The 21,796-nt window shown below is 59.8% G+C and carries 14 protein-coding genes and 1 pseudogene; 9 read left to right on the forward strand and 6 right to left on the reverse strand.

The window, feature by feature from the left end:
* Positions 1–57 precede the first annotated feature (57 nt).
* A complete protein-coding gene (locus LC060_RS07520; RefSeq protein ID WP_226634137.1) occupies positions 58–339 on the reverse strand; it encodes a conjugal transfer protein TraD in 282 nt (93 codons plus the stop codon).
* Positions 320–649 carry a conjugal transfer protein TraD gene (locus LC060_RS07525; protein ID WP_226634138.1) on the reverse strand — a complete coding sequence of 110 codons (330 nt, stop codon included), beginning with the start codon at positions 647–649 and terminating at the stop codon, positions 320–322. Before LC060_RS07525 ends, LC060_RS07520 begins: the two co-directional genes overlap by 20 nt.
* A gap of 171 nt (positions 650–820) precedes the next feature.
* Between LC060_RS07525 and traA the strand changes: the two genes are divergently transcribed.
* Together traA and LC060_RS07535 are read left to right on the forward strand one after the other, a co-directional pair.
* On the forward strand, positions 821–3,670 hold the full coding sequence (gene traA, locus LC060_RS07530) for a Ti-type conjugative transfer relaxase TraA (RefSeq protein ID WP_226634140.1): 2,850 nt from the start codon (positions 821–823) through the stop codon (positions 3,668–3,670).
* A 9-nt stretch (positions 3,671–3,679) separates the two neighbouring features.
* Entirely contained in the window at positions 3,680–4,381 is a 702-nt protein-coding gene (locus LC060_RS07535; RefSeq protein ID WP_226634142.1) for a DUF6118 family protein, read from the forward strand.
* Positions 4,382–4,572: 191 nt separating this feature from the next.
* On the opposite strand, the pseudogene LC060_RS07540 reads toward LC060_RS07535, so the two are convergent.
* A pseudogene (locus LC060_RS07540) lies at positions 4,573–5,354 on the reverse strand (IS5 family transposase).
* 161 nt (positions 5,355–5,515) lie between these two features.
* Between LC060_RS07540 and LC060_RS07545 the strand changes: the two are divergent.
* The 5 genes from LC060_RS07545 (at position 5,516) to LC060_RS07565 (ending at position 13,747) form a co-directional block, all read left to right on the forward strand.
* Positions 5,516–6,772 carry an IS701 family transposase gene (locus LC060_RS07545; protein ID WP_226634144.1) on the forward strand — a complete coding sequence of 419 codons (1,257 nt, stop codon included), beginning with the start codon at positions 5,516–5,518 and terminating at the stop codon, positions 6,770–6,772.
* 1,065 nt (positions 6,773–7,837) lie between these two features.
* Positions 7,838–11,455: a hypothetical protein gene (locus LC060_RS07550; RefSeq protein ID WP_226634146.1), complete on the forward strand. Its 3,618-nt coding sequence runs from the start codon at positions 7,838–7,840 to the stop codon at positions 11,453–11,455.
* 555 nt (positions 11,456–12,010) lie between these two features.
* Positions 12,011–12,427 (forward strand): DUF1761 domain-containing protein, encoded by a 417-nt coding sequence (locus tag LC060_RS07555; RefSeq protein ID WP_226634147.1) that lies wholly within the window; start codon positions 12,011–12,013, stop codon positions 12,425–12,427.
* Between the two features lie 39 nt (positions 12,428–12,466).
* Positions 12,467–13,174, forward strand: coding sequence for a helix-turn-helix transcriptional regulator (locus LC060_RS07560; RefSeq protein ID WP_226634149.1), 708 nt, complete (start codon positions 12,467–12,469; stop codon positions 13,172–13,174).
* 3 nt (positions 13,175–13,177) lie between these two features.
* Complete coding sequence (locus LC060_RS07565; protein WP_226634152.1) at positions 13,178–13,747, forward strand: YdeI/OmpD-associated family protein; 570 nt, start codon at positions 13,178–13,180, stop codon at positions 13,745–13,747.
* Positions 13,748–13,950: 203 nt separating this feature from the next.
* Here LC060_RS07565 and LC060_RS07570 read toward each other — a convergent pair whose 3' ends face one another.
* Entirely contained in the window at positions 13,951–15,852 is a 1,902-nt protein-coding gene (locus tag LC060_RS07570) for an amidohydrolase (protein WP_226634154.1), read from the reverse strand.
* Positions 15,853–16,322: 470 nt separating this feature from the next.
* Between LC060_RS07570 and LC060_RS07575 the strand changes: the two genes are divergently transcribed.
* Together LC060_RS07575 and LC060_RS07580 are read left to right on the forward strand one after the other, a co-directional pair.
* Positions 16,323–18,047, forward strand: coding sequence for an amidohydrolase (locus LC060_RS07575; RefSeq protein WP_226634156.1), 1,725 nt, complete (start codon positions 16,323–16,325; stop codon positions 18,045–18,047).
* 49 nt (positions 18,048–18,096) lie between these two features.
* Positions 18,097–19,317, forward strand: coding sequence for a carbohydrate porin (locus LC060_RS07580; RefSeq protein ID WP_226634158.1), 1,221 nt, complete (start codon positions 18,097–18,099; stop codon positions 19,315–19,317).
* Positions 19,318–19,791: 474 nt separating this feature from the next.
* Here LC060_RS07580 and LC060_RS07585 read toward each other — a convergent pair whose 3' ends face one another.
* Both LC060_RS07585 and LC060_RS07590 read right to left on the reverse strand, forming a co-directional pair.
* Entirely contained in the window at positions 19,792–20,781 is a 990-nt protein-coding gene (locus LC060_RS07585) for an MDR family oxidoreductase (protein ID WP_226634160.1), read from the reverse strand.
* 4 nt (positions 20,782–20,785) lie between these two features.
* A complete protein-coding gene (locus LC060_RS07590) occupies positions 20,786–21,346 on the reverse strand; it encodes a TetR/AcrR family transcriptional regulator (protein WP_226634161.1) in 561 nt (186 codons plus the stop codon).
* Positions 21,347–21,796: the final 450 nt, after the last annotated feature.

Below are 21,796 nucleotides of genomic sequence, written 5' to 3' on the forward strand. Positions count from 1 at the left end.
CCCTTTGCGCAGCGCCCTTGCACGTTACCAGACGCGAATCTCTACGCCAAGGCCGGTTCAGGAACGGGCCGTTTGGTGCGCGTCTGTTTGCGGCATGATGGCGTCTTGGGTGAAAACGCGCTTGCCCCTGCGCCGCCACAGCGTCAGCGCCTGCTCGCGATCCTCGCTTCGCAGCCTCGCTGCCGCTTCGACAAGCAGGCCAAGGATCACTGCGCGGTCGTCGTCGGTCAGCTCGACAAGCCCGGCTTTCACGACCAGCCCGCCCAGTTCGATAAGCTGGCGGGTGCGTTCGCGCCGCTTCACCTGCCATTCGCGTTTGTCATGCCGCGCCTGGCCCATCGAACAGCGGTTGCGCGCTGCCCGATTCCGGCGCAGCGCGGCGCGGCTCGCGTTCAGTTCGCTGGCGAGCCTTTGCCTTCCCTTCGCCCGAAAAGAATGCCGCGCCCCGTTTGCGCCACGCCTCCTTCTTTGTTGCATCGGTCGCGCTGGCGGCATCGAGCAGGACGCCCGCGAGTTCTTCTGCTGAGAGAGCATCGGCGCCGGTCGCGGTGACCAGCTCACCAAGCTGCGTCACCTTGCGGCTTTTGAGTTGCTTCGCCTTGTCGGTCAGCGCCTTCAGCTCGGCATCGTAGTCTTTGGGTTTGCGCATGGTCCGTCCTTTCGTTGAGGAAGTCGGACCATTGCGCTATCGGGAGTCTCAGCCCCCCTCAATAGCGTGAAATCATATGGGATTTCGTGTTCCCGAGTGCGATGAAATCGTTCGAGGGCGCGCTTATACGTCGTGCCGACGTGCGCTTTCAGGGGTAATTGGTAGGTCGTCATGGCGATCTACCACTTCTCAGCCAAAGTCATTTCCCGCGCCGCCGGATCGTCCGCCGTGGCCGCCGCCGCCTACCGCTCGGCCTCGCGGCTGCACGACCAGCGGTTAGAGCGCAGCCACGACTTCACCAACAAGGCCGGCGTCGTCCATTCCGAAGTCCTGCTTCCCGAGCACGCACCCGACGAATGGCATGACCGCGAACGGCTGTGGAACGACGTCGAGGCGGCCGAGAAGCGCAAGGACGCGCAGCTCTCGCGTGAAGTCGAGTTCGCCATCCCGCGCGAGATGAAACAGGCCGATGGCATCGAACTGGCGCGCGACTTCGTGAAGCGCGAGTTCGTCGATCGTGGCATGGTTGCCGATCTCAATGTGCACTGGGATATGGGAGCCGATGGGCTCGCCAAACCGCACGCGCATGTGATGCTGGGCTTGCGCGAAGTGGCCGAAGAAGGTTTTGGCGCGAAGGTGCGCGACTGGAACCGCACCGAGTTGCTCACCCACTGGCGCGAGGCCTGGGCCGGGCACGTCAACACCCGGCTGGCCGAGCTCGATATCGACGCGCGGGTCGATCATCGTTCGTTGGAAGCGCAGGGCATCGAGCTGGAGCCGCAGAACAAGATCGGCCCGGCCGCTTCGCGCATGGTCGACCAAGGCCTGGAAAGCGAACGGCTCGACGAGCACCACGCCATTGCACGGGCCAATGGCGAGAAGCTGCTCGCGGCCCCGCACATCGCGCTCGACGCGATCACCCACCAGCAGTCGACGTTCACCAACCGTGACCTTGCCATGTTCGTCCACCGCCACAGCGAGGGAAAGGAGCAGTTCGATCAGGTCATGGCGGTGGTAAAAGCCTCGCCTGAGCTGGTGAAACTGGGCAAGGACGGGCGCGGCGAGGATCGCTTTACCTCGCGCGCCATGCTGGAGACCGAGCAGCGGCTTGAACGGCGAACCGTCCGGCTCGATGCCGAGCGTCATCACAGCGTGTCCGATCGGCATCGCGACCGCGCTCTCACGCGTGCCGAGGCGCGCGGCATGGTGCTCTCCCCCGAGCAGCGCGGGGCCTTCGAGCATGTCACCGATGCGCGCGGGATCAGCAGTGTCATCGGCTATGCCGGGACCGGCAAGAGCGCGATGCTCGGGGTTGCGCGCGAGGCGTGGCACTCGGCGGGCTACTCGGTGCACGGAGCGGCGCTCTCCGGCATCGCCGCTGAGAACCTCGAACAGGGTTCGGGCATCGCCAGCCGCACACTCGCCAGTCTCGAACACCAGTGGGGCCAGGAACGCGAGTTGCTGACCAGCAAGTCCGTTCTTGTCATTGACGAGGCGGGCATGATCGGCACGCGCCAGATGGAGCGCGTGATGCGCGAGGCCGAGAAGCGCGGCGCCAAGGTCGTGCTCGTCGGCGATCCCGAGCAGCTCCAGGCGATCGAGGCCGGCGCTTCATTCCGCAGTATCGCCGAGCGGCATGGCGGGGTCGAAATTACCGCCATTCGCCGGCAGTCCGAAGAATGGCAGCGCGAGGCCACGCGCCAGCTTGCCACCGGGCGAACCGGCGAAGCGCTCTCCGCCTATGAAGAAGCGGGCCATGTCTATGCCGCCAAGACGCGCGAGGACGCGCGCACCAATCTGATCGAGCGCTGGGACAGGGATCGGCAAACGCATCCCGACGCCAGCCGGATCATCCTGACCCATACCAACGACGAGGTGCGCGAACTCAACGAGGCCGCGCGCAATCGCCTGCGCGGCGCGCAGATGCTCGGGCAGGACGTGGGGCTGACCGTTGAGCGCGGTGAACGGGCATTTGCCTCGGGCGACCGCCTGATGTTTCTCAAGAACGAGCGCAGCCTTGGCGTGAAGAACGGGACGCTGGGCACGGTCGAACACGTCAGTAACACGAGCATGCGCGTGCGCACCGATGACGGGCGTTCGGTTGCCTTCGACATCAAGGACTATGCCCACGTCGATCACGGCTACGCGGCAACGATCCACAAGTCGCAGGGCATGACTGTGGACCGGGTCCATGTGCTGGCAACGCCGGGGCTCGATCGGCATGCCTCCTATGTCGCGCTGTCACGCCACCGGACCCAGGTCGACCTGCATTATGGAAAGGACGACTTTGTCGAGCGCAGCCGGCTTGTCCGCGCGCTCAGCCGTGAGCGCGGCAAGGACATGGTCTCCGACTACACCCGCACGCCCGAGCGCGTGCCGAAGCCGGAACCAGCGCCTACGCCGAAGAGCGAACCCGAGGTTCGGCGCAATCCCTTCGCCGGGATGCGGTTCAAGGTGCAGCCGGAGCCAGCCATTCAACACGCCCAGCCGCTCGACGCCGCCGTCGCGCGCTACGGGCGGGCACTGCGCGACATCGACCGGATGCAGCGCCAGCGGCTCAATCCGATTATCAGCCAGGTGCACGCCCTCGATCGCGCAGCCAAAGGCCTCGATGTCCAGCGGCCGCACGCGGCGGAAGACATGTACGCCGCCATGAGCAAGGACCCGTCGCTAATCGACGAGGCCGCGCAGGGCAAAAGTGCGCGAGCCATCCAGGCGATGCGCCTCGAAAGTGAGATCCGCATTGCGGCTGATGAGCGGGCGGATCGCTTCATCGAAGAATGGCAGACCCGCACCCGCCAGTTTCTGCGCATGCAGAAGATGGGCGACCCCCTCGGTGCCGAACGCGCGGCCGAGCGAATCGATTACCTCTCGAAGAGCTTCCATCGCGACCCGGAACTGGAATCCCGGCTTCGCGGGAGGTCTCACGAACTCGGTTTCAAGCCCCGCGAAGGCAGTACCCTGTCTCGGGACATGCAAGATTGGATCAGCCGCTCGCGCTCACGCGGGCTTGAGCGGTAGCCTTCGCGCATGACTGAAACCACCCCACCTGAAGAGCTCGATGCTGCCGAGGCATTTGAAGCAATGAACCGCCGTCTCGCCGGAATGTCAGCGGCCATTGATGGCTTTGCCGCGCGCTTCGATCACCTTCAGGAGCGCGACTACAGCGCGGACCTTGCCGGAATCGATAAGCGGATCAATCAACTCGGAAAGGAAGTCCAATCCCTGAAAGGTCAGCCCGCAATGACCTTGACGCCCGAACGTGTAAACAGCCAGATCAAAGCGGCTGCACAAGAAGCGCGACAGGCGGAGCAAGTCGCCTGGACCCGGGCCCGCAATGAGCTGAACATCGAGGCAAACTCGATCCGTGAAGTCGTTTATTCAGCCCGGGAGGCATACAAACAGGACAAGTTGCTTCTCTACGTTTTGGGTGGTGGCTTCGTGATGGGCGCACTACTGATGTTCTCTGCCCCAACTGTCGTCCTGGATATCGTACCGGAGAGTTGGCACTGGCGCGAAAAATCCGCTGTGGCGGCCATGAAGCGCGATGGCTGGACTGCTGGCGAGCGCCTTATGCAAGTCTACGATGAGAAGCGCTGGGAGGAAGTGGCTCACTTCCTGCGATTACCGGACGAGGAGCGTGCCAAGTTCGCCGACTGCGCGACAAAGGCGGAGGAGGCGGAGAGCAAGGCCACCTGCCCTATCCACATGAGTTCGACGGACGGCAGATAAGGGCGGGCCGTGGGAAATTCGTAACTGTCGGGTTCGGAAAGCCTTACCAGAGTAAGCCGAACTTCGCTCCGTGGCCGCACTGCGTCGGCCAACGGCTCGCCCTAGGATCGTGGCCGCTGGCCATGAAGTGCGGCAGCAGAGTTTATTGGACCCGAGTGTCCGTGGAAACGGCAGCTTGTACACACAGACAGCTAGGTCGCGTTGACAAAATGCTTCAACCATAGCCTTGCGGCGGCGAGGTTAAGGAAGCTGAGGTAGGAGAGCGCGGTTTTCTCGAAGCGCGTCGCAATGCGGCGTTGGTGCTTGAGGAAGCCGAACATGCGCTCGACGCGATTGCGATCTCGATAGCGTTGATAGTTCGGATGCTCTGGTACCTTGCGGTTCGAACGCGGCGGGATGACCGGCAAAATGTTGCTCAGGAGCAGGTTCTCGCGGAAGCGGTCGCCATCATAGCCTTTGTCAGCAAGCAAGGCGGCGGGCTTTGGCACCGGCATGGCCATGAGGCTATCGACACCGCCGTAATCGGACGCCTCGCCGCCCGTCAGGTGGAAGCCGAGAGGGAGGCCTTGATTGTCGCAGCGGGCGTGGACCTTGCACGTAAAGCCGCCGCGTGATCGACCAAAAGCCTGCGCACAAGCCCCCCTTTTCCGCCCACGGCCGAGACATGACCGCGAACCGTGGTGCTGTCGATCATGTGCTGCCAGTCGTCGGTCAGGCCCAGATCGACCAGGGTCTGCAGCATGGCATCCCAGACGCCTTGTTCGGCCCAGCGCCGGAACCGGACGTAGACCGAGTTCCACTTCCCGTAGCGCTCATGCATATCGCGCCAGGGGCAGCCAACTCGCAGGACGTGCAGCATTCCATTGAGATAGAGCCGGTTATCTCCGGCCGGGCGCGCATGCCTGCCTCGCTCGGGCGGAAGCAGCGGCCCGATCAATTCCCATTCTGCGTCGCTCAGGTCGCCGCGATCCATGCTTGCCCTTCCAAAAGGCAGGCTTGAATCAGAACTTCACCGAGTTGGGAATCCCTTTTGTCAACACGACCTAGCACTACTTTGGCAGAAGTTTGATTTTCGGGATTCCCATGGCACTGAATGCGTGATTCATGGGGAGCCAGCTTTGATGGAGGCTGGCGATGGAAGAGGCGTGGCAGGCGGATCTTGAACGGTGGCTTGCGCCATATCTGAAAGCCTTGGGGAACAAGACTCGACGTAGAATGTGCCCGGCCTATATCGCCGGTCTGATCGGGCCCGGCGATCGCAAGAGCATCCAACCCATGGCAGCCCGTTCGGATGCGATACCCTACGACCGGCTTCATCATTTCATCGGGGCTGGCTTATGGGACAGCGCCCCACTGGAAGCGACCTTGTGGAACCAGGCGGATGAATTGGTTGGCGGTGAGGGAGCCTGGTTGATCATCGACGACACCGCCCTGCCCAAGAAGGGCAAGGCTTCGGTTGGCGTCGCGCCCCAATACGCTACGGCGCTGGGCAAGAATGCCAACTGCCAGACGATGGTATCGGTGACATTGGCTTCGGGCGAAGTTCCCCTCATGTTAAGCTTGCGGCTGTTCCTGCCGGAAAGCTGGACGAGCGATGCTGCGCGCATGGACAAGGTTGGCGTGCCTGCGCCCTTGCAGGAATACCGCACCAAGCCAGAGATCGCGATTGAGGAGATTGATCGTGTCATCGCGGCCGGGGTGCGCTTTGGCTGCGTGCTGGCCGATGCGGGTTACGGGCTGTCGGCTCCGTTCCGGCAGGCACTGAGTGCACGTAGCCTTTGCTGGGCGGTTGGCATCCCCCGGCATCAGAAGGTCTATCCGGCCGATGTGCAACTGATCTTCCCAGTCGCAGGACGCGGTCGCCCACGGGTGCGACATGTGCCCGACGTCAAATCCATGGCCGCGCACGCAATGCTCGAAAGCGCGAAGTGGCGACAGGTCAGTTGGCGCAAAGGAACAAAGGGACGGCTGACGGCCCGCTTTGCCGCCATGCGCGTGCGCATTGCCGATGGTGCGCCTCAACGGATCGGCTCTGCCGGGGCCCAGCACATGCCGGGCGAGGAAGCCTGGCTGGTTGGTGAGCATCGCTCGAATGGCGAGCGCAAATACTATCTCTCCAATCTGCCCGGCGACACCCCGATCAAGGTTCTCGCCGGTGCGATCAAGGCGCGCTGGGTTTGCGAACAAGCGCATCAGCAACTCAAGGAGGAACTCGGCCTCGATCACTTCGAAGGACGATCCTGGACCGGGCTTCACCGCCACGCCTTGATGTCGATGATGGCCTACGCCTTCCTGCAATCCCAAAGGCTCGCTCAGGCGGGGCGGAAAAAAAAGAATCCTCGGTCCGCCTCCCCAACCCACCTTGCCAGCAGTGCGCCAGGTCATCCTTGACCGCCTGTCTCGCTCACCGCCGGGGCATTGCCCTCACTGCGGATGTTGCCTCATCAGACGTCCCAGTAAACTTCTGCCAAAGTAGTGCTAGATGATCTTATAAATATATAGACGATGCAGAATGCCTGCCATATGCAGGTCTCGATCGTCCTATGGGCGGTCTGTGTACCCTTGGTATCAGGCAGCCCCCCTGATGAATTGCCTGATATTAAATGTCTCTCTTGAAGGGGAAGCCTGTCGACCTATCAGGAAAGACCAGGCCTGGAGGCGGAACACGCCTCCGGGCCTGCCAATCTCCTACGTTTTTGAGAGGGTCTTTGGCGGATGCAGAATAGCTCACAAACAGGCCTTCCTTCACACGCTGCGATCAATCAGGCCTTGAGCGGCCTGGGCCCCTTCCCTTGGCCAAAGGATGAAGATGAGCTGATCAAGTTGTTGCTGCGCGTTCTGAATGAATTACCGCCCTGCAAGTAGCAGGATGCTGCCAGCGTGCCTGCCTCTCCAGAGATCACAAAGCGGCTCCTGTTGGGACTATGGCGACAGTCGCCTTTGGAGCGGCTAGCCAAGGTAAGCCGACCTTTGCTCCAGGGCTGCACCACGTCGGCTCAACGGCTTGCGCTGGGACCTTGCGCTCGGTCCGCTTCGGAGCGTGAAAACAGGAAGCCGGACATTCGGAACGCATCTACGTGATGGCCACATCCGCTCAAAAACTGTAGTTAAGGCCCAAATTCTGGTCCCTGTTAGCTGCCAATCGTTCATGTTGCCCAGACATCGACCATTGTCGGCTTTCAGGCCGCGCTTCAAGCGTGACGAGATCCTGGGTTGGCTGGGGGGCGACCTGTTCATCGCGCACCTCGTCACCGAAGCCATTTCTTTGTGGGATCCTCGCGACTTGCTTGGCGAATGGCGAGATGCCTATCGTCCACCCTATTTGTGACGAATGGCTGGTCTGTAATGGAAAATTTATGCCGCAGCCGATTGCCCCTTCCTCCGCGGTTGAAAAATCAGTGAATGCCAGGCCATCGCTGATTTTTGTCGACCCGGTCTGTGCTAGTTCGATTTCCCATGAATAGCCGCATTGTAGCTTCGACAAACTGGTTGGCTGGCCGCCTGATCCGATTGGCGACCGCTCTGGAAAACCTGGGGCGTCTCGCACCCACGCAATCCAAGTTCGTCAATCTCGCGCCGACCGACCAGGCCGACAAGGATGGAGTTTATGCCGAAGCCCTCCGTTTCGCGACGACCGACCCGAACATAAGCAATATAGCGCTGACGGGGCCCTATGGGTCAGGAAAAAGCAGCATTATCCGGTCCTTCCTGAAGCACTATCAAAGGCCGACCCTTCATATTTCGCTGGCCGCGTTCGTTCATGATGCCGGCTCAGAAGCCGAAAGGCTAAGCCGACAGGAGATTGAAAGAAGTATTCTCCAGCAAATGCTTTACGGCGCCGATGCCAACAAGCTCCCCCTGTCCCGCTTCAAGAGAATTCAGTCTCCTGGCGTTCTTTCGGTTCTGAAGTCGCTGTACATTGTACTCGGCTTGGTTGCGCTTTGGTACGTTTTCTCGGTGCGGGATGCCGTCGTTAGCGGCGCCTTCTTTACCCCTCTCGCTTTCAGCAGCTGGCCTAAGTTCGCCATCATTGCATTTGCCGCACTATTTTTGTGGGTCACGCTGCATCATTTCTATGTCGCCAGCTTTGGGCTGTCGCTAAAGAGCATTTCTCTAAGAGACATAGAAATCAGGCCAGCGTCTGACAGTCAGGAATCGATCCTCAATCGCCACTTGGATGAGATTATCTACTTCTTCCAGTCGACGAAATATGATCTAGTCATAATTGAAGACCTCGATCGTTTCCAGGACCCCGAAATCTTCGTAACCTTGCGTGAAATCAATAGCTTGGTTAACGAGAACGCCGGCGTCAATCGAACCATCAGATTTCTTTACGCGCTGCGCGACGACGTATTTGATAACACTGACAGGACCAAGTTCTTTGAATTCATCATCCCGGTCATTCCGATCATCAACGCCTCGAACTCGATCGATATGGTGCTCGAGCAGGGCAAGAGGCTCGCGCTCGACGGGCGCCTTGACCGGCAGTTCCTGAGGGAAGTCTCGCGATATTTGAATGACCTGAGGCTTATCCAGAACATCTTCAACGAATATGCCATCTACGTCGCCAATCTGGAAACCGATGACGAGAATATTCTCGACGCCAACAAACTGCTGGCGATTCTGATCTACAAGAACGTGTACCCCCGGGATTTCGAAGAACTGCATCGCGGCGAAGGCAATCTTGCCGAGATTCTGGGCCGCCACGACGAACTGGTGGCGCATGGGGAGGCACTATGCAAGGCCGAGATCGCAGAGCTCGAACAGCAGATTGACATAGCAGAGCGGCAGACGCCTTCGGACCTGAAGGAACTGCGCCTGATCTACGCCATGGCGCTTATTCAGAAACTGCCTGGAGGCACCGTTGGCGTCAGCCTTGATGGGCAGTCATGGATCATGGTCACCGACCTGGTGGGGTCCGACGCGTTTGATCGAGTGATCGCCGCGTCGCATATTACCTATCGGACTGCGCATAATCACCGACAACGGTTCGATATCTCCAGCTTGCAGAGGGACGTCGAAAGCCAGAAAACTTACCTGGAGCGCAAGGCGCAAATTGAGACCAAGTCAGAGGCAAGCAAGAACGCCAGTGCACGGCGTATCCGCGACCTCAGGGCCAAGATTGCGGCACTTCGGACCAGCAAATTCAATGAGCTGGTGCGTTCGAGCGCCGAGCGAGTGTCCGACCTCTTCGATGGCTTCAATGAGAATGGAGAACTAGCGCGCTTTCTGATCCTCGAAGGACATCTCGACGATAGCTATTATCAATATACCTCGCTTTTCCATTCCGGCCGGCTGTCGCCCAACGACAACAAGTTCCTGATCCAGATACGGGCCTTTGTTACACCGGACCCGGGCTTTCAAATCGACAACCCCAAAGAGGTCATCGCCGCGATGCGCGATGAGGATTTCGGACAAAGCTATGTCCTCAACGTCAAGCTTGTCGACTGCCTCCTGAGCGAGACCGCCTTGTACCGCGATCAGACGGCCAAGCTTTTCGAGTTCATCGCTTCCCGTTTCGATAGCAGCGAAGATTTCCTCGAGGCCTACTATTCCACCGGATGTGCCGTCGCATGCTTGCTCGCCGGTCTGGCAGACCACTGGAAACAGTTTGTGCCGAGGGCAATTTCCAGCAAGCGCAATCTTTCCCATGTCACGCATATAGTAGCTAATCTGCCTGAAAGTGCGCTTGAGACGTTGGCACGCGAGCGTGACGAACTGCCTGAATTCGTCGCAGCCAAGCTTGCCGAAATCCTGACGCTTGCTCCCGATTTGGCGCCTGAACGTCTCGAACGAATTGGCTTCGAGATCCAAGATCTTTCCGCCATCGGGGGGCACACTGGCGTCGTGCGCTACATGGTGGAGAAGGGTCTTTTCGACATTTCGATTGCCAATCTGGAACACGTTTACAGCAAGGTTCTGGGCGAAGCCGATCTCGTTGGGTTTCGCACGCGTAATTTCACCACGCTGCGTTCGATCACCGATCCTGCAGTTATGGCAAGAGTCGAGCGTGACTTCGACCGCTACCTCGGCAAGATCTTGCTGAAGCTTGAGGGCAACTCGCAAGAAGATCCCGCAGCCATTATCGACCTGCTTGGTCGCGAGGAGATTAACGAAACCAATCTTCGCGAATTTCTCGGACGCCAAGGGGCGCTCCTGGCGTCGCTGGACGGAATACCGGAAAGCCGGCACGCCATGGTCGTTGAGTTCGGACGGATCGCAGCGACATGGGAGAATTGCATCGCGTTCATGTGCAGCGGTGGCTTCGCCGCAGAAATCCTGGTGGATTACCTCGACCGGGACGATGTGCGCACGGCGCTAACGAGTCGCTCTCTGGCAAACGAGCCTCAAACGCTGCCGCTGCGCCGGTTCCTTGTGAATGCCGATGCGCTGAGCGATCGTAGTTACCGTGACTATGTCCGGGCCTTGCCCAAAGCATTCCGGGAATTTCCCAAGGACCTCGATTCGGCGAAGCTCGGTATCCTCATCGAGGAGCACAAAATCACATTCTCAGCGGAGAACCTCGGCACGCTCGATGCTGAAACGGATTTGCTGGTGCTTTTCGTTTCGGAAAATATCCAGGCCTATCTCGCGAAACCTGAAGCTTTTCCTGTCGACGATGACCTCCGCGAGGAGCTTCTAAACGGCACGATAAACGACGGCAACAAGCGTGCGATCATTGATCTCATGGATTTGACCACGCTAGCAGAACGGCCCGAACGAGCTGCGCTCATTGGCCCGATTCTTGACCGCACCAATGTAGGAATATCTGGCCTTGATGCGACAAAGTCACGATCGCTGATCCTGCATTCAAAGCCAGTCGAGACGCAGATTTCCCTGTTCAACAAGCTTCATTTGAACCTGACCGTCGATGAAGCGTGCCAAATTCTTGTAGCGCTGCCCAAACCCTATTCAGAGATCTCAATCGGATATCATATTCCGCGATTGGTGAAATCGGATCGGAATCGAGAGTTGGTCCAATGGCTCGACTCGCGCGGTATTATCTCGTCGTGGAGCGAGGGCGGGGGCTGGTTTGTAGATGACGAGATACGCGTGAACCTCAAGCGGCGATGACTGGAATGCTTCGGGCCGCCGAGCCGTCGGCCTGTCGCGCGCTGCGCTGCCCGCTCGATCTTCGTCAAAACTTCACATCCACGAAAACACTGGTCTGTCCTTAGCATTGCCCACCCCTATGGTTTTTGTGGGCATTGAGGCGGCCGTCCTAACGATCGCGACGAAATATTTTCTGACAATAGGAACACCGGACTGTGCGACCTGCATGTACGGCAGCTTACCGGATTTCGGTCCTTGTTTCCGGACAGTCTTCAAGGTCCAACGAAGCCGATATTGCGGTGCGGCCAGGCAAGGATCTGGTTCTGTCCGCTGTCTGGATTCTGGAAACGTCCCGTGAGCGACAAAGAAGGGTCGCCCCCGGAAACGGTCACTAAGCGCCCATGCCGGTCATTCCGTTGGCGAGATGGCGATCCCATAACCGGCCGTTCGATCACGGCCAGAGTTATCAGACGGTGCCACGAACTCGTGCTGAGGCAGTGACATCAATCCTGCCACCACGGTGGCAGCATCACGCTGCTACCGATCGTCCTCAACGCCATATAGGGGACCAACTGCGTGATCGACGCCTTCTCTCAGATCAATTTTCTGGCCGTACTGACCGCGACCGTCGCTAACTTTCTTCTCGGTGGCATCTGGTTCGCGGCGCTGTTTGCCAAGCCGTATGCCCGTGCGCTCGGAATTGAAGACCGGCCACCTCTAAGGCCGGCGCCGATATTCCTGATCGGCCCACTCCTGTGTGGTGCGGTCACGATCGTGACGACCGCTTTTCTGCTGCAGGCTCTGCGCATTGATGATTACGGTAACGCGCTCGGTCTCGGCGCGATTATTGGCGTTGGTTATCTCGGTGCAATGACAGTCAACATCGCGATCAATCCGCTGTTTCCGCGCCCTTTCTACTATGCCATGATCAATGTGCCGTTGTTCGTCATCGGCAGCCTTGTCTCATGTGTGATCCTGGTCGCCATGTCCTGAACTTGCAGCGGGCACCTGTCCTTGCGAAGATATTGAAACATGCGCCGCGCAGATCGTCTCTTTGAAATCATCCAGGTGCTGCGGCAGGCGAGCAGGCCGCTGTCCGGCGATGCCATTGCCGCTGCATTGGAGACAAGCCGGCGTACCATCTATCGCGACATTGCTACGCTTATTGCCCAACGAGTGCCGATCCGTGGAGAGCCGGGCGTAGGCTACGTCCTGGAGAAGGGCTTCGATCTGCCGCCGCTGATGTTGACCTCGAATGAAGTCGAGGCGGTAACGCTCGGGGCGCAATGGGTGATCGCGCATGCGGACACGGATCTCGCGCGCGGCGCCATGGCGGTTCTGGCTAAACTGGCAGCGATCGTGCCCGACGATTTACGACCATTGTTTGACGATCCTGCAGTGGGAACGCCGCCTCCGCGTGAACAGCTTACGGACGCGACGGTCGATGTCGCCCGCCTCCGTGAATGGAGTCGGCGGGGGCAAAAAATCAGGATCGACTATCGCGATGAAAATGGTGCCGTGAGCGAGCGGATCGCATGGCCCTTCATGGTCGGCTACGTCGTCACGATCCGGTCCGTGATGGCATGGTGCGAGATGCGGCAGGACTTCCGCATCTTCCGAACAGATCGAATCATGGCGATAGATTTTCTTGATGAGAAATATCCCGAACATGCGGTCGTGCTGCGGCGACGTTGGCTGACAGCCATGGCCGATGCGCAGCGCGCCAGCGAGGAGAATTGAACGATGGCGGATCACGAGCAACGCCTTGGTCTGCCGATCCTAGCATTTGCGGACCGTTTCGCGTTCGAGCGATGGCTTGCCGCCGAGCCGAGACGATCACCCAGTATCTGGGTCAAGCTGCGGAAGAAGGGTGCCCCGGTTACGGGCCTCTCCAAGGCTGATGCGATCGATGCTGCGCTATGTCACGGTTGGATCGACGGACAGCAGCACCCTTATGACGAGAGCTACTGGCTCACTCGCTTCACAACACGGCGGCCAGCCAGTCGCTGGTCCCAGGTCAACCGTCAACGCGCTGGAGAGTTGATCGCGGCCGAACGGATGCGGCCCGCTGGGCTGGCCGAGATCCAGGCGGCACAGGCTGACGGACGATGGGATGCGGCCTATGCGCCTGCCAGCACGGCAGAGCCATGCGCCGAATTCCAGGCGGCGCTCGACGCCTCACCCGAAGCAGCAGCTGCGTTTCATGCTCTCAGGCGCAGCGACCGCTATGCCATCCTGCATCGCATCAACAATCTCAAGACCGCAAAAGGCCGAGCCAAAGCTATTTCCGACACGGTCGCCAGACTACGCTGACGAAGGCGCACTGCCGGTAGGCGCCCAAGTTGGCCATTCGACCGCTGCAACATCGCGCTTGAAAGCGGACATTGGCAGTGGCCCACCCCAAGCTCCTGACAAGGAAGAGACTGGGATGAAGCAATATTCATCTTCGCGCGCGCCAAAGAGACTTGTGCAACGCTCTTGCATTGCGACAGAGGATGTCAACCCGCCAGTGACATCTAATGATTGTGGTGATGCACCTTGCTCCGAGCGTGGAGAAGGGACGCCTTCAAAATGCGCTCCGGGTCGTCGATGATGAGCCGAGCCGTGGTCTCATTACCAACGCTGCCAGGGGCGGGGGGCGCGGGTTGCACGCGGCCTTCGAGCACGGTTCCCCAGACGTTGATGTCCGAGAGGGTCATCGGGTCCACCGTAAGCGGATTTTCTTCGAGGATCGTGAAGTTTGCCAGCTTGCCGCGTTCGATGGACCCGATCTCGTCCTCCATCTGAATGGAATGGGCCGCGCCAAGCGTAATGCCCTTCAAGGCTTCCTCTGCGGTGATCCGCTGCTCCGGGCCAATGACCGAACCGCTCGTGGAAATCCGGTTCACCGCAGCCCACATGTATTTCAGGGGCTCGGCCGGTGCCATAGGCATGTCGGAGTGCATCGAGAACGGAATGCGGGCCCGGATCACATCGCCAAGAGGCACCATGCGCTCGGTACGCTTAACGCCGACGTTGCCTTGGGCATATCGGTCCGCAAGTGTTGGCGTGTAGAAGGCATTGGCGCTCACAATGGCGCCTAGATCCTTGATCCGCGCGATCTGGTCGGGCTGGGCGTAGCCGAAATGCACGACGACGGTGCGATGGTCAAAGCGTGGATTGCGCTGCATGGCCGCCTCCAGCGTATCGAGCAGGATATCGAGCCCGCCATCGCCAAGGTTGTGAACATGGATCTGGAAGCCCGCGTCCCAGTAGAGATCGAAAACCTGCCTGAAGAAATCCGGGGTCATGATCCATTCACCATCATGCCCGTCGCGATAGCCCTCGCGCAGGACCATCAACTCGCTGTAGATCGCGCCGTCCAGCAGGAGCTTGATCTGGTTTGGCAGGAACTGCGTCCGGCCATCGCTCCAGTCCAGCATGGCTTCGGTCTCGGCCAGAACCTTCTGCGGCCCTCCATTTTCCAGATACATCACGCCGAGGGTGCGGCCATCGGGAATGAAGAAAAAGTTGAAGGGAGTATCGTCGCCCCCGAATGCCTTTGCGACCAGTGCCTGGGCCTTGGGGTCGACGGGGCCGGCCGGTTCGGCCAGCGTCGTGATGCCACTACGGTGATAGGAATCCTCGGTAAATTCCAAGGCTGCCATGAGCCTGTCGATGGTTACCAGGGCCGGTGCGAATTTCTCGAAGAAGATATGCTCGAAAAAGGCCGCCTCGACAAAGTGCCCATTCTTGAGATCGGCCTGAGACCGGGCCAGCTCGTTCGGCCAGCTCGCAATGTACGCCTCGGTGATCTCCATCTGCTTGATAGCCGCTGAATTGAAATACATCTCATGGGTGGAGCGCTGCCAGATCGCCACAGGGAGGTCGGGCGCGAGTTCGTCCAGGAGCGCGCGGCTCATGTCGCCGTGCCATGCGGAATGATAGCCCCAAACCAACATCGGCCGTCCGCTGTCCGCGTCAAATTCGCCGATTGCCTCTATCAGTCGCGCACGGAACTCTTCCTCACTGTTGGCCATCGGGGCCAACCCCGTCGGTGACTGCCAGTCTTCGATCGAGATAATCGCGTCGGACATCATCGCCAGCGCCCCCAGGAGGGGGTGCAGGTGCTGCTCGACAAAGCCCGGAACAATGACCTTGTCTTCAAAACTGCGATCGACTGTGTAGCTGCCTTCGGGCAGGCGACCCTCGATACCCTCCAAAGTCCCGACGTCGATGATCCGGCCATGCGCAACCGCCACGGCTTCGGCCGAGGGCGCATCCGGGTTCAATGTCAGAACTTCTCGGCCGACATAGACCGTCGTGTTCGAAAGTTGAGGGAAGCGATCAAAGGCATCTTGAAGAGCGGGCGACTGTGCTGCGCCCTGCAGTGGTGCGAGAGCCAATACAAGTGCAGGCAAGGCCTTAAGAAAGCCCATTTGAGACTCCAATATTCATGTGCATTTGACATCATAACGCGAGAAAAAGCGGCATTATGTCAATCGAAATAATGATCGTCGACGTGCCATCCGCAGAGCGATTGGCTGCATCTGTGCGATGGACACCCTTGTTCTTGGGATCAATACTTGTCACGATCGGACGGCAGACTAGTTCGAAGGAGGTGAATGCCTGTGTTTGTCGCTTCCCATGATCGACTGCTGCCCCCGATACCGGCGTCAGTAGTACGGGTCATACCAGTGCATGGCCGAGCAGCTTTGAACGGGCATCTCGTGGCGGCCTCCAGCAGGCTGTTCCTTGTGCCGAATTGCGTCAATTCATCCAACTTGCCGAAGTCCTTACGGGGAAACCCCGATGTGGCTGACGACTGAGCCGAGGTAGGAATCCACGGTGCTCGCATGTGCCAGGCGGTAAGTAGATCTTTTGGGGCACGTAAGAGAGGAGTGAAATCATGGCCATCGGCAATGTCAGAGCGGCTCTGAGATCGGCCTTCACGACATCCGTCGTGGCTTCGATGTTCTTGTCGAACCTCGCCTTTGCGCAAGCCGATGCCGTGTATTGGGGCGGGCCGATCCTGACGATGGAGGGGGACAGGCCCCGATATGTCGAAGCGGTCGCAGTGGAAGATGGCAAGATCGTATATGCTGGTAAAAAAAGCGGTGTGACGTCCCTGCAGGATGCCGACACTGCGACGTTCGACCTGGCAGGCAAGACGATGCTGCCGGGCTTCGTGGACCCGCACGGGCATATCTTCCTCGGCGGAATCCAGGCTCTTTCGGCCAATCTTCTACCCCCTCCCGATGGCGAAGGCAGTGACATCTCCTCGCTGCAGAAGACCCTCAGGGGCTGGATGGCGGCCAACGCCGAGACGGTGGACAAGGTTGGCGTGATCGTGGGCTTTGGCTACGACAATTCCCAGCTTGAGGAAGTGCGCCACCCCACGCGCCAGGATCTCGATGCGGTCTCGGCTGACGTGCCCATTCTGCTGGTGCATCAATCGACGCACATCGGCGTTCTCAACACCGCAGGCCTCAAGGCGGTGGGTTACACCGCCGAGACCCCGGACCCCGAAGGCGGCGTCATCCAGCGCGAAGCGGATGGCAAGACCCCTAACGGTGTCGTCGAAGAGATTGCTTTCTTCACCCTGCTGCCCAAACTGCTTGAGGCCGTTGGCTCCGCTGGTGTCGAAACATTTGCAAGCGCAGGCGCGCAGTCCTGGGCCGCGTTCGGATACACGACCGTTCAGGAAGGGCGCTCCATACCCGATACAGCGGCCGTGATGCGCAAGGTTGCGGCGGACGGTGGCTTCAAGGTCGATGTTGTCACCTATGTCGACCTGCTCGTTGGTCAGGACTACCTTGAGAAGAACTACAGCCCCGACTATACCGATCATTTCCGGGTCGCCGGCGGGAAGATGGTGATCGACGGGTCTCCCCAGGGCTTCACGGCTTGGCGGGACCGGCCCTACTACGATCCTGTCGGCGACTATCCGGAAGGCTACGCCGGTTATGCCTCGGTCGATCCCGAAACCTTCAAGGACACTATCGCCTGGACCTATGCCAACACCATTCCGGTGATCGCGCATGCCAATGGCGAAAAGGCTGGAGACCTCTTGATCGACGCCCTGACCGAAGCGGAAAAGGCCTACGGCAAGAAAGATCGTCGGCCGGTTCTCATCCATGGGCAGTTCGAACGTTTTGACCAGATTGCCCGATACAAGGCCCTGGGAGTGATCCCTTCGCTCTTCCCGATGCACACGTTCTATTGGGGCGACTGGCATGCCGAACATACGGTCGGACCCGAGTTGGCCCAGAACATCTCGCCGACCCAATGGTACCGCAAGGCCGGGATGATCTTCACCACGCATCACGATGCACCGGTCGCCTTGCCCGATTCGATGCGCGTGCTCTGGGCCACGGTCAATCGCCGCACCCGATCCGGCAAGGTGCTGGGCCCTGAGCAGCGGGTCGATACCTATACCGCCCTGCGCGCCATGACGATCTGGCCTGCGTTCCAGATTTTCGAGGAAGACCGGAAGGGATCGATCAAGACCGGCAAACTGGCCGACTTCATCATTTTGTCCGCCGATCCCCTGAAAACCGCTCCGGAAGACCTCGACAAGATTCAGGTCGAAGAAACGATCAAGGAAGGTCGAACGATCTGGAAGCGCGATTGACAGGCATGCCGAACGGACCGGCCTTATTCTCTACGACCCGGGAGGCGGAATGATTGTGGGCGTAACGATACGGCTCTTTGCCACCTTGGCCCTATCATCGCCCCTTCTCGCGCAGCCTGCGCGAAGTCAGGACACGGCGGATCCTGCGCCCAGCCTGGCCGCAGCCCTCGATATCGCGGGTGTCAATCCGCGCCTGGACCTGACCGGGTTCGTCGAAGCGCGCGCGGCCGGAGACGGAGACAGCGATGCGCAGTTCACGATCCGGGGCGATCTCTATACCGACTTTGCGAGCGACGGGCTGGGGCTCTGGCGAGGCACCCTGTTGCGGACACATCTGGAATGGCGCGAAGGCGACAGCGCGGGGCTTGGTCGTGGAGGCGCCCTGTTGCCCACGAACACGGGAGCCTTCTTGCCCCTCAGTGGAAAGGGGCCGGAACTGACCTCGCTCTATGTCCTCCAGAAGATGGGCCCAACTACCAACCTCATCGTCGGCAAGGTCAATGCTGTCGACCTGCTCGACAGTGACCCGTTCTTTGGTGGGATGGGGAACAGGCGGTTCAAGAGCATTGTCTTTGTCGCACCGCCGTCCGGGGTGGTCCCTCCGGTCCTCATGGGCGGTATACTCACGCATCAGGTCGGCGACGTAGGCCTTACGGCCATGGTCTTTGATCCCAATGACAGGAGCGATGATTACTGGATCGATGGTCTCTTTGCGACGGGGGTCAATCTCTCATTTGGCGGGACATGGAGCGGAGGGATCGACGGCCGCCCCTCCAGCATCGGCGTGACGGGCACAGTTTCCACCAAGCGCGGCAGCGACTTCAAGGACATCCTGCTTCCGCCGGGCTTCGAGCGCTCGACCCGGAATGGCAGCTTCAATATCGCCGTTCAGGTCAGCCACCTGCTCGCGCAGAGCCAGGCCGACCCCGCAAAGGGGCTTGGCCTTTACGCCAAGGCCGCGATTGCCGATGGCAACCCCAACGTCATCCAGTCATCGTTCATCGTGGGCCTGGCCGGTCACGCGATGATCGCGGGACGCGAAGCGGACAGCTTCGGTATCGGCGCGTTCTATTACAACTTCAGCGACGTGCTGCAGGACACGACGGTATCGCTTATCGATATCGATGACGAAAAGGGTTTCGAGGCTTGGTACAACTTCGCCCTCAATCGCAATTTCATATTGGGAGCGGACATGCAACTGATCGATCCGGCCAGCGGTGAGCGCGACACCGCGTTCATCATCGGCATGCGCCTGGGCGCCACATTCTGAAACACGGTCAGCGGCATGCTCGCCCCCCGAGCTGGTAAAGCGAACAGCTACCGAACGACAGCTATCTCGAGACGAGTGCTGCAAGCTACCGCTCCGCATTTCATGAACGGAAAGCGAGGCCTGAATGGAGACAAAGAGTCGGCAGCCGAGGCCGTTTGAACGGCAACTATCCTTGCACTCGCTCTCCAGACCGGACATTCTCCTACCGGCCCGTCCTACGCGTCTGGGATGGGAAAGCTGCCCGTCCGCTCCTGGGAGCGCGAAATCGGCGCCTGAATGACCAAGAAGGGTCGGGCGCGGAAGGGTGAGCGCGGCGTCAAGGCTCCAGGGAGGTCGTTGGTCCGGCAGGCACGCATTTGCGACCGTAAGGCCGTGGGGTGGCGAACCAAGTTCGCCGCCCTTCAGCTCTCCTATGCCAGTGGCTGTTCGTAAGGCAGCATCCCCTATTTTGCCGTGCATCGCGACAATGCCTGATCACAGTTCGCTATTGACCGGCACCGCCACGCGGCCACGGACCTTTCCGGAAAGCATCTTCGGCGCGACGTCTAGGACGCCCTCGAAAGGAATTTCCTGTGTGATTGCATCCAAGTGTGTGAGATCGAGATACTCGGTCAGTTGGCGCCATGCCTCTAAGCGATCAGTTTTGGGGCACATGACACTATCGATTCCCGCCAATGTCACCCCGCGCAAAATGAAAGGCGCGACGGTTGCGGGGAGATCCATTCCCGCAGCAAGACCGCAGCACGCCACGACGCCGCGATAGGACATCACCGAAAGCAGATTGGCAAGCACGCTTCCCCCTGCCACGTCGATAGCCGCTCCCCAGCGTTCCCGCGCGAGCGGCCGGACCTCGCCGGTCAGTTCGGCACGCTCAACTATCGAGGTTGCTCCAAGGGAACGAAGATAGTCTTCCTCGCTGGTCCGTCCTGTCACAGCGGCCACCCCAAAACCCTTCGCAGCGAGAAGGCTGGTGGCAACGCTACCGACACCTCCTGCCGCACCGGTCACGGCCACTTCACCAATCGCTGGAGTTACACCTTGCCTCTCAAGCGCCATGACGCAAAGCATAGCTGTATACCCGGCCGTGCCGATCGCAGCCGCCTGCCGCAGAGAAATGCCTTCGGGCAGAGGGACCAGCCAGTCTCCCGATACGCGTGCCCGGCCGGCCAGTCCTCCCCAGTGCTTCTCGCCGATACCCCATCCGTTCAGGACGACCCGATCACCGCTACGGTAATCGGGATGCCCGCTCTCGGCGACGACGCCTGTGAAATCAATGCCCGGAACCATCGGGTACGAGCGGACGACCGGCGAGGTTCCAGTGATCGCCAAGGCATCCTTGTAATTTAAAGTCGTCCAGGCGATGTCGACCAGCACGTCGCCCTCAGGCAAGGAGCTCTCATCGACTTGGCAGAGCGCTGCGGTTTGACCGTCATCGTTCTTTTCGATCAGGATTGCGTCGAACATGAGATCATTCCTTCGGTGCTTGTACGAGGTTGAAGAAGGTGTCGGCAAAAAGCCTGAGAGGCTGCCCATGGCGTTCCAATTTTGCGCGTAGAACGGCGCCCTCCCAGCCAATCCAGAAAAAGGCCGCAAGCGCGTCGGGGGCTTGCCGGGGATCGATCTCTCCGCTGTCACGAGCGCTGCGTAGGCAAGAGGCGGTACGTTCCTGCCAGTCCTGGAAAATCTCGACCAAGCGGGCACGGAACACCTCCGGCAAGGCGGCCATTTCCTGGCCCAGATTGCCAATCAGGCACCCGCGGCGAAACTCGTGACGTGCCATCCCTGCTTCAGCGTTGCGGGTAAATGCCTTCAAGCGCGAGAGAGGGCTCATACTCGTGTCGGCCAGCGCGCTGTCCAACATCTCGATGAAGTACGCATGGTAGGCCTCTATCAAGGCGAGACCAAACTGCTCCTTACCGCTGAAGTAGTGGTAGAATCCGCCTTTGGGCACATCGGCATGAGCAAGAATCTCGTCGATGCCGACCGAACTGTACCCTCGCTCTGTCAGATGGATGAGTCCGCTACGCACCAAGCGCTGGCGCGCTTCGGAGGCATTGGGGTCGCGCGGTGGACGGCCCCGGCGCCGTTTCGGCGGGACATTGTCGGGAGTTCTAGAAGCCATAGATATTTAATAGACCGATTCGTCTAAAAAATCAACGGCACGCGCTTCTCGGCTTCCTCACGGCCTCTTCGAACGCTCCGAGGCTAGTCTGATGCCACCGGGGTTTGCTTGTCAGGTTTTCCTAATCTGGACGTCCAACGCGACAGCCGGCCCCGCCTTGCGCTTCCCAATAAGGTTAGCGGACGGACGGCACCTGGGAACGCGAAATTAGCGGCTGAGCGTCTTGGAAGGGTCGGGAAATACCGAGACGGAACCGTCAGCAGCGCAAAGTAGAATTTTGGCCTGAATGCCACAAAAGTTATAGGCCGCGTCCGCGCAAAAGCACCCCTAACTTGTCACAACGTGGGTGACGCAACG

Source organism: Novosphingobium profundi, assembly GCF_020524485.1.
GTDB lineage: Bacteria > Pseudomonadota > Alphaproteobacteria > Sphingomonadales > Sphingomonadaceae > Novosphingobium > Novosphingobium profundi_A.